The sequence below is a fragment of the Actinoallomurus sp. CA-150999 genome (assembly GCF_050942425.1).
GTDB lineage: Bacteria > Actinomycetota > Actinomycetes > Streptosporangiales > Streptosporangiaceae > Actinoallomurus.
Map to the genome: position 1 here is coordinate 9,758,687 of NZ_CP192063.1, position 15,741 is coordinate 9,774,427.

Sequence of the window (15,741 nt, forward strand, 5' to 3'; positions counted from 1 at the left end):
ACAGCGTCCACGACGCCCCGGCCCGGGGCATCCGGCGCGCGTGGCTCGGCCACCGCCAAAACTCACGCATCATTGAAAGAACCCGTTGTCCCGACACTCACCGCTCAGGAGCGGACTCAGGTTCGACTGCGCCATCGCCACATCGGGAGGAAGCATGGGGCAGACACCCGCCCGGTCGTTCATCGGCAGACGGCGCGAGAATGAGACGCTCACCACCGCGCTCGACCGAGCCGCCGGAGGCAGCCCGCAGGTGGTGCTGGTCGGTGGCGAGGCGGGTGTCGGCAAGACCCGGCTGGTCGAGCGGTTCACCGACGCGGCTGAGGACTCCGGCGCGCTGGTCTTGTCCGGTGCGTGTGTGAAGTCCGGGTTGGAAGGCCTCCCGCTCGCACCGATCATCATGGCGCTTCGCGGACTCGTCGACCTGGTCGACGTGGACCGGCTGATCTCGTTGTTCCCCGGCCTGCCGGAACTCGCGCAGCTGTTCCCCGAGCTGGGGCTGGGCCCTGCCGCAGAGGCGCCCACCGGTCAGGCCAGGCTCTTCCACCAGTTCGCCGTGTTCGTCGAGCGGCTCGGCGCCGACCGTCCCGTCGTGATCCTCGTCGAGGACCTGCACTGGGCCGACCGGTCGACGCGTGCACTCCTCGACGTCCTCGCGCGCAACCTGCGGGACACGTGTGCGCTCATCGTCGCGACGTATCGCACCGACGACCTGTACCGAGGCCATCCGCTGCGGCCGTACCTGGCCGAGTTGAACCGCGTGGAAGGCGTCCAGCGCATCGAACTCGGACGTTTCAGCCGCGCGGAGACCGCCGAGCTGATCGCGAGCGCGCTCGGCGCGGAGCCGTCGCCCGCGTTCATCGATCGGATCTTCGATCGCTCCGGCGGAAACGCGTTCTTCGTCGAAGAGCTCATCCGGGTATGGCGCAGCGGGATGTCCCCCAGCCTTGACGACTCTCTGCGTGACCTCCTGGTCAGCCGGATCGAGCGCCTCCCCGAACCCACGCAACGGGTGATCCGGCTCGTCTCGATCGAGAGGTCCTGGGTATCGCACCAGGTCGTCGCGGCAGTGGCCGATATGTCAAACGAAGCACTGCTCGATGCCCTGCGCTCGGCCATCGACGCGTACGTGCTCGCGGCGGACGGCGAGGGGTACGACTTCCGGCACGCCCTCGTACGGGAGGCGGTCGTCGACGAGCTCCTCCCGGGCGAGCGCATCCAGCTCCATCGCACGTACGCCCTCGCGCTCGAGGGCCGGCCGGAGCTCCTCCCGCCGGAGCACCTGCCGAGCAGTCTCGCGTACCACTGGGCGGGCGTGGGTGAACCGACCCGTGAGCTGCCCGCCCTGTTGCGGGCAGCGGCCGTCGCCAAGGCGCTGAGCGCGCACGTCGAGCAGTACCAGCTGCTCCGGCGCGCGCTGGACCTGTCGGCTCACGTTCCGGAGGGGGCGGACCGGCACGAACTCGAGTACGAGGCGTCACACGCGGCGTGGCTCGCCGGCGAACATGAGGAGGGTCTCGTCCTGACGGAACAGGCTCTCGCCAATGTCGACCGCGCTCGGCAACCGGAGAGAGCCGCGCTGTTGCTCGCACGCCGTGGCCGGCTCCTGCTCCGCCGCGGCCATGCCGATGCCGTACCGGCCCTCGAGGAAGCCGCGCGGCTGGTGCCGACGGGCACGTCCGTCACCCGTGGCACCGTGCTGGAGATTCTGGGCTCCGCGCTGACCAATCAGGGAGATGCCGCCCGCGGCGGCGAGGTGAGCGGGGAGGCCGTACGGATCGCCCGTGCGCTGGGAGATTACGAGCTCCAGGTCGCCGCGCTGACGACGCAGGGCACCGCGCTCGCCTACGACGGCCGGCACGAATACGCCGTGGCCGCGTTCGAGGCGGCGCGTGCGCTCGCCAAGAGCCGGGGCGACCTGCCGGGGTTGACCCGCGCGTCCGTCAACCTCTCCGTCGAGCTGTGGGCCGTCGGCCGCTACACGGAGGCCGTCACCGTCGCCCGTGACGGTCTGGACGCGGCGCGCAGGAGCGGCCTTTCCGCCACTGCCGGCGCCTTCCTGACCGCGAACCTCGGTATGGCTCTCTTCTCGATGGGACGCTGGGATGAGGCCGCAGCGGCGATCGAATCGTCGAGAGGGCGCGCCGGCGGTGTCTTCGTGGCCTATCTGCACCTGTTGCACGGTGACCTCGCGCTCGCACGCGGCGACCTGGCGGCGGCCAAGGGGTACCTCTCCCTGGCTTCCAGCGAATTCGGCCCGAACTTCGGTCATGCCGACGGTCTCCTGCCGATGGCGCGCCTCGACGCGGAGATCGCGCTTCGGGAGAACCGGATCGATCACGCCCGGCGTGCGCTGGCGCGTGCCCTCGACGCGGCACCGGTGCGCGGCCAACTCGTCGCGCACATCTGGGCGTTGATCGCCACTGGCGCGATGATCGAGGTACGGGCACGGGAACGCCTCGGCGCGTTCGCGGAATCTCCCGAGGTCGAAAGCCTCACCGAAGTCCTCTCCTCGGTAGCGGCCGACCTTCCGACCGACATGCCGCCGTGGCATGCCTACGCCGAGCACTTCGCCGCCGAGCTGGATTCCCTCGAGAGGGTCAGCCCGGCCTGGCACGGTGTCGTCACGGCGTGGGAGAAGGCGGGCAATCCCCATCTCGCGTGTTACGCGCGTGTACGCGCGGCGGAGGCGGCCATCGCGATACGCGACAACCGCACCGCCCGAGGACTGCTCACGTCCGCCGCGAAGGAGGCCGGTGACCTCGGCGCCGGATTTCTCACGGAGGAGATCGACGCGCTGGCCCGGAGCGTGCGCCTTTCGATCTCCGATGAGTCCGACGCACCGGAGGAGACCCGGCAAGTCGACATGCTCGGCCTCACCCCGCGGGAAGTGGACGTGTTCAAGCTGCTGACCGATGGTCACTCCAACCGGGACATCGGCACGAGGCTCTTCATCACCGAGAAGACGGCCAGCGTGCACGTCTCCCGAATCCTCGCCAAGCTCGGCGTCACCAATCGCGGTGAGGCCGCGGCCATGGCGCACCGCCTACGGCTCTTCGACGGTTGAGTGGCATGGCGGTCGGTACGGTCACAACCTAGTCGGCCCGCCCGTGCGCCGCGTGCGCCCAGACGTCCAGCAGCCGACCCGCGGAACCCCCGATCGGGCCGACGGCGTCGGCCAGTGTGGCCGCGTCCGGGAGATGCGCCGCCGCGATCGCCGGTACCGCGCCCGCGGCGTCGTCGATCGTGGACGAGCACACCGAGACCAGGTAGTCGGGCACGGTCAACGCGGGATCGACGCACCCGACCACCGGAGTGCCGACCGCGGTGATCAGCGGGAACACCGTACCGGGGATCCCGACCGCCGCCTCGGCGCGTCCCGAGGCCTCCAGCGTCGGCACCGTGCTGATCTCGTACTGCGCCCAGAGGCTGCGGTCCTCTCGGGGGTGCAGGCCGACCAGGATCTTCCTCCCCGACGCCCGCAGTCGCTCCGCGGACGCCAGCAGCAACTCGGTGCCGGGCGCGGCGGCGCCGGTCCCATCGGGGTGGGTCACGCTGGTGACGACCAGCACAAGTCCCGGCTCCGGCTTGCGCGTCGGCAGCGCGTCGGTCTGCGGCGAGCCGACGACACGTACGGGACGCCGGGTTCCGAGGTAGCCGGCGAACGCGCGGCCTTCCGCCGGAGACGACGAGGTGATGACGCGTAGCCGCCCGCGGAGCTGCCGGGCTCCGGCGGCCTCCTTGGGCCCGAGGTAGGCCAGCGAACTGGCGACCGCCGGCAGCCGCCGGAAACGCGCCGCGCACTCCAGCGGCCAGTCGCCCGCGCCGGTCACCACGAGCAGGTCGGCGGGCGGCGCGTCGGCCGGTGTCGCCACCGGCACCGGGTCGCCCGGCGCGATCTGCGACAGGTCCGGCACCAGTTGGGTCAGCCGCCAGCCGCGCCGCGCGGCCTCGGCCAGCAGCGGCTTGACGTGATAGGTCCCCCACGGTTCGTTCGTCGCGATCAGTACGCGGAGCGGGCGCGGCCGTGACGAGGCCCACGCCGATCCGCCCAGCCCGACCACGCCTGCGGCACCGACAACGCCCCCGAGCACGGCCCGGCGCGACAACGCGGCGGCGTGCGATCCTCTTTCGTCACTCATTCGCGACACCGTAGGAGACCGGCCCGGCCAGGCGGTTAACGGTCTTGGAACCAGCGGTGATCGGAGGCTCCACGGCGACCCGCCGTCGACCGGGCCGTCCGGCCGCATCGCCGGTCACGCGCTGGTGGTCTGGGCGGTCAGGAACTGCTCCCAGGTCTCACTGCCGGTGGGCTCGCCCAGGGTGATGTTGGCGCCCGACCGGTAGGCCTTACCGACCTTGCCCGGGACGCGGACCGGGAAGCGCATCCGCCGCTTGCCCACCGCGGTCAGGTAACTCCGCTGGAGCTCCTCCAGCGTGTAGACGCGCGGGCCGGCCAGGTCGGGGACGCGGCCCGCCGGCTCACCCAGGGTCAGCTCGGCCAGCCGGGCCGCCACCTCACCGGAGGCGACGGGCTGCCAGCGGATCCCGCCCGGCGCCAGCAGGACCGGTGCCTTCGCCATGGCCCGTACGGTCTTCAGCGTCAGGTCGTGGAACTGCGCGGCGCGCAGGATCGTGTGCGGGATGCGGGAGGCGGCCACGATCCGTTCCGCCTCCGCCTTGCGGGCGAAGTAGCCGACCGGCACGGTGTCCGCGCCGATGACCGAGATGAGCACCAGGTGTTCCACGGTGCCCGCCCGCTCGGCCGCCTGGACCAGGTTCCGGGTGGCGACGTCGTCACCCTTGGGCCCTCCGGCGAGGTGCAGGACGGTCCGTACCCCGTCGAGCGCCTTGGCGAGGCCCTCCTCGGTCATCAGGTCGACGGCCACGTACTCCACGCCGTCGCCCGGCTCCCGGTCGTGCCGGCTCAGCACCCGGACCGTGTGCCCGGCCTGCCGAAGGAGCGGGACCACCTGCGAGCCGAGAAGTCCGGTGCCGCCGGTGACCAAAGTGGTGGGGGACATCTCTTAATCTCCCTTTCTGGATGTTTCGGTGCAACACGGCTACGACCCGGCCGAGCCGAGGAATGTGACACGGTGATCCAAGATTTTTCGGCGCTCGACAGGTTCGAGGCCGAGAGGCCCCGGCTGCGGGCGCTCGCGTACCGGATGCTCGGCGCCGGCGCCGAGGCGGACGACGCGGTCCAGGAGGCCTGGCTACGGTTCGACCGGACCGACCTGTCGCAGGTGGAGAACCTGGCCGCCTGGCTGACGACCGTGGTCAGCCGCGTCTGTCTCAACCTGCTCCGCACGCGGCAGACCCGGCACGAGGAATCGCTGGAGAGCTTCACCGCCGACTGGCTCGGCGCGGCCGACGACGACCGGATCCCGCAGGAGGAGGCCGAGTTGGCCGACTCGGTCGGGCTGGCGATGCTGGTCGTACTCGACCGGCTGAGCCCGGCGGAGCGGATCGCGTTCGTCCTGCACGACATGTTCGACGTGGCCTTCGACGACATCGCGCACATGATGGAGCGCAATTCCGCCGCGGTCCGGCAGTTGGCCAGCCGGGCCCGCGTCAAGGTCCGGGGCACCGGTGCGCAGGCCCCGGATCCGGCCCGCCGGCGTCACGCGGTCGAGGCGTATCTGACGGCGACGCGGACCGGGGACTTCGAGGCGCTGCTGACCCTGCTCGACCCCGAGGTCGAACTCCGCGCCGACGCGGCGGTCACCGGTGCCGGCAGACCCCTCACCCTGCAGGGCGCCCTGGCCGTGGCCAGAAGCGCCATCGAGGCGGTCCCCCGCGCCCGCTTCACCGCCTTCGCCCTGGTCGACGGCGGCCCGGCGCTCGTCATGGCCCCACTCGGCCGACTCTCGCTCGTCATCCGGTTCACCTTCGCCGGAACCGCGATGACCGCCATCGACATCACCGCCGACCCGGACCGCCTCCGGGCCTTCGACGTCACCCTGGGCTGAGCCCTCCGCGTCGAGTCAGGAGGGCTCGCCGGTGGGCTTCGCTTCAACATAAGGTTAGGCTCGCCTAACCACAAAGGTGAACCACAGCCAAAGGAGCCTCGGGTGTCTCTTCGGCGTCGCGGCACGGCCGCCGTCGCTCTCGCCATCACCGCCGTCCTCTCCCTCGGGGCGTGCGGCGGTGGATCCGCCGAGAACGGGAAGGAAGGCAGCTCCGCGAAGAAGGAGAAGCAGTCGGTCGCGAAGGGCGGGAAGGACTTCGCGAGCGCCGCGGAGAAGACCGCGGCGATGGGGACGGACGCCAAGCCGGGCCAGTGGCCGCGGACGATCACGCATGCGATGGGCCGTACCGTCATCAAGGCGCAGCCCAAGCGGGTGGTCGTGCTGGACGTCGGTGAGCTCGACAACGTCGTCTCGCTGGGGATCAAGCCGGTCGGGCTGGCCCCCACCGAGGGGTCGCCGGAACTGCCGTCGTACCTGAAGAACGACGCGGGCACGCCGAAGAACGTCGGAACGATCAACAGCCTCAACCTCGAGGCGATCGCCGCGCTCAAGCCCGACCTGATCCTGGGCAGCCAACTCCGCGCCGCGGACTCTTACGACGAGCTGTCGAAGATCGCCCCCACGGTCTTCTCCATCCGCCCCGGCTTCACGTGGAAGGAGAACTACCTCCTCAACGCCGCCGCGCTCGACCGGACCGCACAGGCCAAGGCGAAGCTCGCCGAGTACGACAAGAAGGCCAAGGCCCTCGGGGCGAAGCTGGGCGCGAAGAAGCCGACCGTGTCGATGGTGCGTTTCATGCCGAACGGTGTCGTCCGGCTGTACGCGAACGCCTCCTTCATCGGCACCATCCTCAAGGACGTCGGCATCCCGCGCCCGAAGAACCAGGACGTCAACGAACTGGCGGCCGAGGTCAGCGCCGAGAACATCGACAAGGCCGACGCCGACTACATCTTCACCGGCGTGTACGGCGACCCGAAGGCCACCGACAAGAGCAAGGCCCAGAGCAACCCGCTGTGGAAGAACCTGAAGGCGGTCAAGGACGGCCACGCCTACGACGTGCCGGACGAGACCTGGTACCTGGGGCTGGGCGTCACCGCGGCCGACTCGGTCCTGAACGACCTGCAGAAGTACCTGACGGCGTGACCGCCCGACCCCGAAAGAGAGGGTGAGCGCGACGCATGTCGCCATCGACCCGTCGCCGTGCCGCCTGGCTGCTGGCGGCCACGCTGTCGCTGCTCATCGCCGTGCTCCTGAGCCTGGCGGTGGGCAGCCGGCAGATCGGCCCCGGAGAGGTGTTCCAGGCCCTGCTACACGGCGGGACCAGCGACAACGCCCAGGTGGTGCGGTCGCTGCGCGTGCCCCGCACCGTCATCGGCGTGCTGGTCGGCGCCGCGCTCGCGCTGGCCGGGACCGTGATGCAGGGCGTGACCCGCAACCCGATCGCCGAACCGGGCGTCCTCGGCGTCAGCCAGGGCGCGTCGGTCGGCGTGGTGTGCGCGATCGCCTTCTTCGGCGTGCACACCCTCGTCGGTTATGTCTGGTTCGCGTTTGCCGGCGCGGCGCTGGCGGCGGTCGGCGTGTACGCCGTCGCCAGCGGCGGGTACCGCGGCGCCTCCCCGGTCAAGCTCGCCCTGGCCGGCGCCGCGATGAACGCCTTTCTCGCCTCCGTCGTCTCCGGGATCGTCACCACGAACGCCCGGGCCCTGGATGAGTTCCGCTTCTGGCAGGTCGGCTCGATCGGCGGACGCGGCAGCGAGATCATCGGTCAGGTATGGCCGTTCCTGCTGGCCGGTCTGCTGCTGGTCGCCGCGATGTCCCGCGGGCTGGACGCCCTGGCCCTCGGCGACGAGGCCGCCACGGGCCTGGGCCACAACGTCGCCGTGCTGCGCGTCCTCGGCGCGCTCGGGGCGACCGTGCTCACCGGGGCGGCGGTGGCGGTCGCCGGTCCCATCGCCTTCACCGGCCTGGCCGTGCCGCACATCGCGCGGGCTCTCGTGGGTACCGCGCACCGCTGGGTGCTGCCGCTGGCCGCGCTGCTCGGACCCGTGATGCTCCTGGTCTCCGACGTGCTCGGCCGGATCATCTTCCCTCCCTCGGAGATACCGGTGGCCGTCATGACCGCGCTGCTCGGCGTGCCGTTCCTCATCGCGCTCGTACGCCGCAAGGCGACCGTGGCCGCATGAGCGGACGAATCGGTGAAACATCACTTCCCGACGAAGGAGGTCGCGAGATCCGCTCGATGCCGATGGCCGTACGGCCGCCCGGTCATGCCGTGCTGCGGCTCGGACGCGGCAGCTTCCTGCTGCATCGCCGGGCCTTCGTGGTCGCGGTGGCGCTCGCCGTGCTGCTGGCCGCGGTCGTGGTCGCCTCCCTGTGCGCCGGCGAGTCGTTCGTCTCACCGGTGCAGGTGTGCCGGGTCCTGCTCGGCCGGCCCAGTCCCGACGAACTCGTCGTCGGCACCCTGCGCCTGCCACGCCTCGTCGTGGGCCTGCTCGCCGGGACCGCCTTCGGCGTGGCGGGCGCCCTGATCCAGACCGTCGCCCGTAATCCGCTGGCCAGCCCCGACGTCATCGGCGTGACGCACGGCGCGGGCGCGGCGACGGTCGCCGCGATGAGCTTCGGCGTCGCCTCGTACGACGCCCTGCCGTACGTCTCCGTCGGCGGCGGCCTCGCGGCGACGTCGCTGGTGTACGTCTTCGCGTGGCGGCGCGGGCTGAACGCCTCGCGCTTCGTGCTGGTCGGCATCGGCATCTCGATCGCCCTGGGCTCTCTCACGCAGTTGTTCCTCACCAAGGGCGACTACCTCGTCGCGCAGCAGGCCAAGGTCTGGCTGACCGGCTCCCTCAACGGGCGCGGGTACGACCACGCGGCGCCGCTCGCCCTCGTCCTGCTGGTGGCGGTCCCGGCCGCGCTGTGGGCGGCCCGCGCCCAGCGCAGCGCGCTCTTCGACGACGACACGGCCACCGCCCTGGGCGTACCGCTGGATCGGATCCGGCTCGGCCTGGCCGTCCTCGGGGTCGTCCTGGCGTCGATGGCGACCGGCGCGGCCGGGCCGATCGACTTCGTCGCCCTGCTGGCACCGCAGATCGCCCGCCGCCTCACCCGTACGGTCCAGATCCCGCTGCTGTCCTCCGCGCTGGCCGGCGCCCTGGTCGTCGTCGTGGCGGACCTGCTGGCCCGCCGTTTGTTCGCCCCGATCGAGCTGCCGGTCGGCGTCCTCACCGCCGTGGTGGGCGCCCCGTACCTGATGTGGCTCATCGTCCGTACCCGTTCCGGAGGCACCAGCTCATGAGCCGTACCGGTACCAGCCGCCTCACGGCGCAGGACCTGACCCTCGCGTACGAGGACCGGATCGTCGTCGACGGACTGGACCTGGAGATCCCCGACGGGCGGGTCACCGTCATCGTCGGCCCCAACGCCTGCGGCAAGTCCACCCTGCTGCGGGCCCTCGGCCGGCTCCTCAAGCCACGCCGCGGCGTGGTGCTGCTGGACGGCGCCGAACTCGCCCACGTCTCCCGCAAACAGATCGCGCGGACCGTGGGCGTCCTGCCCCAGTCGCCCACGCCCCCGGACGGGATCACCGTCGCCGACCTGGTGGCACGTGGCCGTCAACCGCACCAGAAGTGGTGGCAGCAGTGGTCGGAAGAGGACGAGCGGGCCACCGCGGAGGCCTTGGAACGCACCGCGACCGCGGACCTCGCCGAACGGCCGGTGGACGAACTGTCGGGCGGGCAGCGCCAGCGGGCGTGGATCGCGATGGCCCTGGCCCAGGACACCGACCTGCTGCTCCTCGACGAGCCCACGACGTATCTGGACATCGCTCACCAGGTGGAAGTACTGGACCTGATCCGGCAGCTCAACCATGAGCGCGGCCGCACCGTCGTCGCCGTCCTCCACGACCTCAATCAGGCCGCCCGCTACGCCGATCACATCGTCGCCATGAAGGCCGGCCGCATCATGGCCCAGGGCCCGCCGCGTGACGTGGTCACCGCGGACCTGGTCCGGGAGGTCTTCGGCCTGACGTCCGTCGTCGTCCCGGACCCGGTCACCGGCGGCCCGCTCGTCGTGCCCGGCATGGCGTGGCAGCCCGAAGCGGAGGATGACCGCGTTCGGTAGCCACGCCACGCGAAGGTCAGAACGCCTCGTCGAGACTGACCGTCCCCTCGACGGCGACCTGGTAGGCCGAGACGCGGCGTTCGAAGAAGTTGGACAGTTCCTGGACGTCCTGCAGTTCCATGAACGGGAACGGATTGGCGGTGCCGTACCGGATCGGCATGCCGAGGCGGGCGAGGCGCTGGTCGGCGACGTTCTCCAGGTAGGCGCGCATGTCGGTGGCGGTCATGCCGGGCAGGCCGTCGCCGCACAGGTCGTGGGCGAAGGCGAGTTCGGCGGCGACGGCCTCCTCCAGCATCGCCCAGACCTGCCCGGTCAGCTCCTCGTCGAACAGGTCGGGCTCTTCGGCGCGTACGGTGTCGACGACGCTGAAGGCGAATTCCATGTGCATCGACTCGTCGCGGAAGACCCAGTTCGTGCCCGAGGCGAGGCCGTTGAGCAGGCCGCGCGAGCGCAGCCAGTAGACGTAGGCGAAGGCGCCGTAGAAGAACAGGCCCTCGATGCAGGCGGCGAAGCAGATCAGGTTGAGCAGGAACGCCCGCCGGTCCTCCCGGGTCCGCAGCCGGTCCATCGCGCCGAGGGAGTCGATCCAGCGGAAGCAGAACTCGGCCTTGTCGCGGATGGAGGGGATGTTCTCCACCGCGGCGAACGCCTTGACGCGTTCGTCGTGGTCGGGCAGGTAGGTGTCGAGCAGGGTCAGGTAGAACTGCACGTGTACGGCCTCTTCGAACAGCTGCCGTGACAGGTACAGGCGCGCCTCGGGCGCGTTGAGGTGGGTGTAGAGGTTGAGCACCAGGTTGTTGGCCACGATCGTGTCGCCGGTGGCGAAGAACGCCACCAGCCGGTTGACCAGGTGCAGTTCCTCCGGGGTGAGCCGGGACAGGTCGGCCAGGTCCGAGTGCAGGTCGACCTCCTCCACGGTCCAGGTGTTGCGGATCGCCGCGCGGAACCGTTCGTAGAACGCCGGGTAGCGCATCGGCCGCAGGGTCAGGTCCATCCCAGGGTCGAGCAGGCTCGTGAAGTCTCTTCCTGACGTGCTCACTGGCAGGCCTCGCAGGTCTCGGGGTTCTCCAGGGAGCACATGAGCGCTTCCTGGGCAGGGGCGACGGTCGTCTGCGCGATGCGGGTGGCCGGCCGTGACCGCAGGTAGTACGTGGTCTTCAGGCCCGATCGCCAGGCGTAGGCGTACATCGAGGACAGCTTCCCGATGGTCGGGCTGGCCATGAACAGGTTCAGCGACTGGGACTGGTCGATGTAGGGCGTACGCGCGGCGGCCAGGTCGATCAGTGCCTTCTGCGGGAGTTCCCACGCGGTGCGGTACAGCCGCCGCAGTTCCGCGGGGAGCTCCTCGATCTCCTGCACCGATCCGTCGGCGCGCTTGATCGCGTCGCGCACCGGCGGCGTCCAAAGCCCGCGCGCCTTCAGATCCGCCACCAGGTAGGTGTTGATCTGCAGGAACTCCCCCGACAGGGTCTCGCGCTTGAAGACGTTGGACACCTGCGGCTCGATGCACTCGTAGCAGCCGGCGATGGAGGCGATGGTCGCGGTCGGCGCGATCGCGACCAGCAGTGAGTTGCGCAGCCCGACCTCACCGATCCGGGCCCGCAGCGCCTCCCACTCGGCGGCGTGGACCGGGCCGGCGTCGGGCCAGTGGTCCGGGTGCAGGACGCCCCGGGCGGCGCGCGTCCGGTCGTAGGAGGGGTGCGGGCCGTGGGTCGCGGCCAGCGCCGCCGACTCCCCGTACGCCGCGAGCGCGATCTCTTCGGCGATGCGGGTGGACAGCGCGAGCGCCTCGGGTGAGTCGAAGGGCAGCCGCAGCCGGAAGAACACGTCCGCCAGGCCCATCACGCCGAGCCCGATCGGCCGCCACCGCCGGTTCGCCTTCGCCGCCTCCGGCGTCGGGTAGAAGCCGCGGTCGATCGTGCGGTCCAGGAACCGCACCGCCGTACGCGCGGTCGCCCGCAGCCTCGCCCAGTCGACCCCGTCGTCGGTCACGTGGGCGGCGAGGTTGATCGAGCCGAGGTTGCACACCGCGGTCTCGGCGTCGTGGGTGACCTCGAGGATCTCGGTGCACAGGTTGGACAGGTGCACGACGTTGCCGGGCTCGGCGGTCTGGTTGCAGGCGCGGTTGGCGGCGTCCTTGAACGTCATCCAGCCGTTGCCGGTCTGGGCGAGGGTGCGCATCATCGCCCCGTACAGCTGCCGCGCCGGGACCTGCCGGACGAACCGGCCCTCGGCCTCGGCCGCCCGGTACGCGCGGTCGAACTCCTCGCCCCACCGGTCCACCAGCTCCGGCACCTGCTTGGGATCGAACAGCGACCAGGTCGCGTCCGCCTCGACCCGGCGCATGAACTCATCCGGCACCCAGTTGGCCAGATTGAGGTTGTGCGTACGCCGCGCGTCCTCCCCGGTGTTGTCCCGAAGCTCGAGGAACTCCTCCACGTCGGCGTGCCAGGGCTCGAGGTAGACGCACGCGGCGCCCTTGCGCCGGCCGCCCTGATTGACCGCCGCGACGCTCGCGTCCAGCGTCCGCAGCCACGGCACGATCCCGTTGGAGTGCCCGTTCGTGCCCCGGATCAGCGAGCCCCGGCTCCGCACCCGGCTCCAGGAGATCCCGATGCCGCCGGCGTACTTGCTCAGCCGGGCCACCTGGCCGTACCGCTCGTAGATGGCCTCCAGCTCATCGCGCGGCGAGTCCAGCAGGAAGCAGGAGGACAGCTGCGGGCGGGCGGCGCCGGAGTTGAACAGCGTCGGCGAACTCGGCAGGTACGCCAGCCGCGACATCAGGCCGTACAGCTCCGCCGCCTCGGCCACGCTCTCGGCGAGCCCGCAGGCCACCCGCAGGAAGAAGTGCTGCGGGCGCTCCAGCACCCGCCGCGTCGTCGGATGCCGCAGCAGGTACCGGTCGTAGACCGTACGAAGCCCGAAGTAGGTGAACCGGTCGTCGGCGTAGTGGTCGACCAGCGCGTCCAGCGCCGCCGCATTGCGGTCGACGAACCCCGCGGTCTGCTCGTTGAGCAGCCCCTGCCCATGGGCCGCCGCGACGGACTCGGTGAACGTCACCGGCCCGGTCTCCTCCGCGATCGACCGGGCGAGCAGCCGGGCCGCCACCGTCGAGTAGACCGGGTCGGTGACGACCAGCGCGGCAGCCCGCCGTACGGCCTCGGCCAGATCACCGGCTCCGGCGATGAGCAGCGGATCGGCCGCCGGCAATCCGGCGCAGACGCGCTCGATCTCGGCCGCGAGCGTGGCCTCGGGCGGCGTAGGGGGCGCGATGAGCTGTTGTGTCACGGTGCTCTCTCCTCGTGGGCTTCACCCTCGTGAGAAGACGCGCACGGACGACAAGGCTCCGCCGCCGACCCTCCCACGAGGCCTGGACGACCGCGCGCTCTCGCGCACGGGTCACTGGCAGGTCTTCGGACTCGCGGGCAGCACGCCGTCAGGCGCGTCCTACTGGCCGTCGCTTCCCGGGCCCGGTCGGGCCCAGTGCTGTTGACGGCGGTCGTTCCCACTCACCGCTGCGGGGCAGTCCCGGCCTCTCACCGGGTTCCCTCTTACGACACCCGCCACACGATGCACAGGTGAACCAGCAACACGAGAACCATACATGTAGGGGCAGTCGAAATGAACAACCACCAGATATTGGGGTGTCGCCGAGAAGGATCGCGGAGCCCAGGCACGCCGAACGGCCCCCGGCGGTGATCCACCGAGGGCCTCCAGGGGTGTGTCCTACGCCGTGACCGGTGCCTGCGCGGTCCGGGGGCCTTCGGCCGTACGGGCGAGCAGGCGTTCGGCCATCGGCGCGAAGCACAGGCCGATCGCGGCCCACATGATCGCTTGTGCGGCCACCGAGTACAGGCGGAAGGAGAACAGCACGTCCGCCGGGAAGCCCGGGTAGACGATCTGGCCCTGCCGGTTCTTCAGCGGCAGCGGCGTCTCCGTCGCGTGCCGGCCGTACTCGTGGACGTTCGCCGACAGGTGCCCGAGCGAGGGAAGCACGGACATCACGACGCCGAGCGCCACGACGCAGGCCAGCCCGGCCAGCAGGGTGGCGTTCCAGTTCCCGAAGCGGGGCTTGAGCCTCTGGCCGAGCCAGACCGCCAGGATCAGGAACGCGATGGAGAACCCGACCATCAGCAGGTACAGGCCGCCTCGATCACGGATGGTCTCGCCGTGGCCGATCGCCGGCGGGTTGGCCGGGTACTTGACGAAGGGGATCAGGTAGAAGCCCAGGAACCCGCCGAGGGCGACCAGCAGCGCCAGCGTCCGTGGCCGCAGGTTCCCCGTGCGGCCACAGGCCAGGATGTAGGCCACCGCGTACAGGCCGCCCATCGCGGCGCCGAACAGGATGACGCCCACGCCGATGCCGACGTTCGCCTGGATGGTGCGGCTGAAGATGTCCGGGCCGGCGGCCTCGGGCGTGATGCCCGCCGCCTTGTCGAGAATCGCCTGAGCGGCGTCCCGGCCGCTCTCATAGTCGATGGCCGCCTGAATCTGCGGTTCGGCGAAGATCCGCGCGAAGACGAACGCGAGGATTCCACCGACCGCGCCCACGAGCAGCCCACGCAGGATGAATCGCCGTTCCACGGCGTACTCCTAGAGTTGTGGTGTCGCGGGCCGGATCAGTGGCAGGGGAACCCGAGGAAGTGCCGGGCGTCGTGGACGAACTCGTGAATGGCCATGTTGTTGCCGAAGACCGAGGTCGCGCCCTGGTCGACGCCGATGAAGTAGTACACGGCCAGGCCGAACAGCACGGTGCCGAACAGCCACAGAGCGGCCCGGGTACCCGACACCACCACCGGGGTCGTATTCGTCCGCGGAGCGGGCAGCGTGGGGGTCGTCATGTCACAGCCTCCTCAAGGGATCCAGCGTCCCTGTCACGGGTGGAGCGCTTAGATGGCGGAGGGTCTGACTCTCCGGCCCAGGGCCGGAACACAGTGGCGCGACCGTGCCGGATTCACACCGGCTTCCTCTTACCATCACGTTCGCCGGGATCGTACGTCCAGAATTCGGCACCGTCAACGTCGCAGGAGGTCACCCGCCCCATGACCGTTCGGCTCGCGCTCATCGCGCACGCGGCCACCCGCGCCACCCGCGAGGCCCGCTTCCCCGACGACGAACCCCTCGACGCGCACGGCGCCGAAGCGGCCACGGCCGCCGCGGGAACCGTGCGCCGTGTCACGGCGGCCTACCGCGGGCCCGAGGAACGCTGCCGTCAGACCGCCGCCGCGCTCGGCCTCGACGCGGCGACCGCGCCCGCCCTGGCCGACCTGGACGCGGGCACCTGGCGAGGCAGGACCCTCACCGAAGTGGAGGCGGACCACCCCGCCGACCTGTACGCATGGCTGACCGACCCCCACGCGGCCCCGCACGACGGCGAGTCGCTGTCCGCACTGATCGCCCGGGTCGCGCAGTGGCTGACCGAACTCCCCACCGACGCCACCAGGGTCGTGGCCGTCGCCCACCCCGCGGTCATCCGCGCCGCCGTCCTCCACACGCTCGGCGCCCCGCCCGAATGCTTCTGGCGCCTCGACGTGACCCCCCTGTCCCAGACCTGGCTGACACGCCACGGCGGACGCTGGCAGCTACGCGAGACCGGTCACGCGCTCACACCGCCCCCCGCGGGCCGCTGACGCCCGATCGCCTCAGTTCCCGAGTC

General features: G+C 71.0%; 13 protein-coding genes and 1 riboswitch. Of the genes, 7 read left to right on the forward strand and 6 right to left on the reverse strand.

Annotated elements, in window-relative coordinates:
* Positions 1 to 154: 154 nt before the first annotated feature.
* Positions 155 to 3,064 (forward strand): helix-turn-helix transcriptional regulator, encoded by a 2,910-nt coding sequence (locus tag ACQP2O_RS44930; RefSeq protein ID WP_433175463.1) that lies wholly within the window; start codon positions 155 to 157, stop codon positions 3,062 to 3,064.
* Between the two features lie 28 nt (positions 3,065 to 3,092).
* Here ACQP2O_RS44930 and ACQP2O_RS44935 read toward each other — a convergent pair whose 3' ends face one another.
* Together ACQP2O_RS44935 and ACQP2O_RS44940 are read right to left on the reverse strand one after the other, a co-directional pair.
* Positions 3,093 to 4,139, reverse strand: a complete 1,047-nt coding sequence (locus ACQP2O_RS44935) for a hypothetical protein (protein ID WP_433175465.1) — start codon at positions 4,137 to 4,139, stop codon at positions 3,093 to 3,095.
* Between the two features lie 114 nt (positions 4,140 to 4,253).
* Entirely contained in the window at positions 4,254 to 5,021 is a 768-nt protein-coding gene (locus ACQP2O_RS44940; RefSeq protein WP_433175467.1) for an SDR family oxidoreductase, read from the reverse strand.
* A 72-nt stretch (positions 5,022 to 5,093) separates the two neighbouring features.
* Here ACQP2O_RS44940 and ACQP2O_RS44945 point away from each other — a divergent pair, with 72 nt between their 5' ends.
* The 5 genes from ACQP2O_RS44945 to ACQP2O_RS44965 all read left to right on the forward strand — a co-directional run bounded on the left by ACQP2O_RS44945 (position 5,094) and on the right by ACQP2O_RS44965 (position 10,085).
* The gene (locus ACQP2O_RS44945; RefSeq protein ID WP_433175469.1) at positions 5,094 to 5,969 is read left to right on the forward strand and encodes a sigma-70 family RNA polymerase sigma factor; all 876 of its coding nucleotides are present in this window, start codon (positions 5,094 to 5,096) and stop codon (positions 5,967 to 5,969) included.
* Between the two features lie 102 nt (positions 5,970 to 6,071).
* A complete protein-coding gene (locus ACQP2O_RS44950; protein WP_433175471.1) occupies positions 6,072 to 7,112 on the forward strand; it encodes an ABC transporter substrate-binding protein in 1,041 nt (346 codons plus the stop codon).
* A gap of 35 nt (positions 7,113 to 7,147) precedes the next feature.
* Positions 7,148 to 8,152, forward strand: a complete 1,005-nt coding sequence (locus ACQP2O_RS44955; protein WP_433175473.1) for a FecCD family ABC transporter permease — start codon at positions 7,148 to 7,150, stop codon at positions 8,150 to 8,152.
* A complete protein-coding gene (locus ACQP2O_RS44960) occupies positions 8,149 to 9,261 on the forward strand; it encodes a FecCD family ABC transporter permease (RefSeq protein WP_433175475.1) in 1,113 nt (370 codons plus the stop codon). Before ACQP2O_RS44955 ends, ACQP2O_RS44960 begins: the two co-directional genes overlap by 4 nt.
* Positions 9,258 to 10,085 (forward strand): ABC transporter ATP-binding protein, encoded by an 828-nt coding sequence (locus ACQP2O_RS44965; protein WP_433175477.1) that lies wholly within the window; start codon positions 9,258 to 9,260, stop codon positions 10,083 to 10,085. Before ACQP2O_RS44960 ends, ACQP2O_RS44965 begins: the two co-directional genes overlap by 4 nt.
* 16 nt (positions 10,086 to 10,101) lie before the next feature.
* Here ACQP2O_RS44965 and ACQP2O_RS44970 read toward each other — a convergent pair whose 3' ends face one another.
* From ACQP2O_RS44970 to ACQP2O_RS44985, 4 genes are all read right to left on the reverse strand, one after another.
* Positions 10,102 to 11,124, reverse strand: coding sequence for a ribonucleotide-diphosphate reductase subunit beta (locus ACQP2O_RS44970; protein WP_433175479.1), 1,023 nt, complete (start codon positions 11,122 to 11,124; stop codon positions 10,102 to 10,104).
* Positions 11,121 to 13,373 carry a ribonucleoside-diphosphate reductase subunit alpha gene (locus ACQP2O_RS44975; protein WP_433175481.1) on the reverse strand — a complete coding sequence of 751 codons (2,253 nt, stop codon included), beginning with the start codon at positions 13,371 to 13,373 and terminating at the stop codon, positions 11,121 to 11,123. The genes ACQP2O_RS44970 and ACQP2O_RS44975 overlap by 4 nt, the downstream gene beginning before the upstream one ends.
* A gap of 99 nt (positions 13,374 to 13,472) precedes the next feature.
* Positions 13,473 to 13,688, reverse strand: a riboswitch (cobalamin riboswitch).
* A 123-nt stretch (positions 13,689 to 13,811) separates the two neighbouring features.
* Positions 13,812 to 14,669: a CbtA family protein gene (locus ACQP2O_RS44980; protein WP_433175483.1), complete on the reverse strand. Its 858-nt coding sequence runs from the start codon at positions 14,667 to 14,669 to the stop codon at positions 13,812 to 13,814.
* A gap of 35 nt (positions 14,670 to 14,704) precedes the next feature.
* Complete coding sequence (locus ACQP2O_RS44985; RefSeq protein ID WP_433175485.1) at positions 14,705 to 14,926, reverse strand: CbtB domain-containing protein; 222 nt, start codon at positions 14,924 to 14,926, stop codon at positions 14,705 to 14,707.
* Between the two features lie 201 nt (positions 14,927 to 15,127).
* Between ACQP2O_RS44985 and ACQP2O_RS44990 the strand changes: the two genes are divergently transcribed.
* A complete protein-coding gene (locus ACQP2O_RS44990) occupies positions 15,128 to 15,715 on the forward strand; it encodes a histidine phosphatase family protein (protein ID WP_433175487.1) in 588 nt (195 codons plus the stop codon).
* Positions 15,716 to 15,741 lie beyond the last annotated feature (26 nt).

Excerpts from the sequence above, each read along its gene's own strand:
- ACQP2O_RS44955 (WP_433175473.1), top strand. The coding sequence starts at position 7,148 with ATGTCGCCATCGACCCGTCGCCGTGCCGCCTGGCTGCTGGCGGCCACG.
- ACQP2O_RS44960 (WP_433175475.1), top strand. The coding sequence starts at position 8,149 with ATGAGCGGACGAATCGGTGAAACATCACTTCCCGACGAAGGAGGTCGC.
- ACQP2O_RS44930 (WP_433175463.1), top strand. The coding sequence starts at position 155 with ATGGGGCAGACACCCGCCCGGTCGTTCATCGGCAGACGGCGCGAGAAT.
- ACQP2O_RS44940 (WP_433175467.1), bottom strand. The coding sequence starts at position 5,021 with ATGTCCCCCACCACTTTGGTCACCGGCGGCACCGGACTTCTCGGCTCG.
- ACQP2O_RS44985 (WP_433175485.1), bottom strand. The coding sequence starts at position 14,926 with ATGACGACCCCCACGCTGCCCGCTCCGCGGACGAATACGACCCCGGTG.
- ACQP2O_RS44990 (WP_433175487.1), top strand. The coding sequence starts at position 15,128 with ATGACCGTTCGGCTCGCGCTCATCGCGCACGCGGCCACCCGCGCCACC.
- ACQP2O_RS44965 (WP_433175477.1), top strand. The coding sequence starts at position 9,258 with ATGAGCCGTACCGGTACCAGCCGCCTCACGGCGCAGGACCTGACCCTC.
- ACQP2O_RS44935 (WP_433175465.1), bottom strand. The coding sequence starts at position 4,139 with ATGAGTGACGAAAGAGGATCGCACGCCGCCGCGTTGTCGCGCCGGGCC.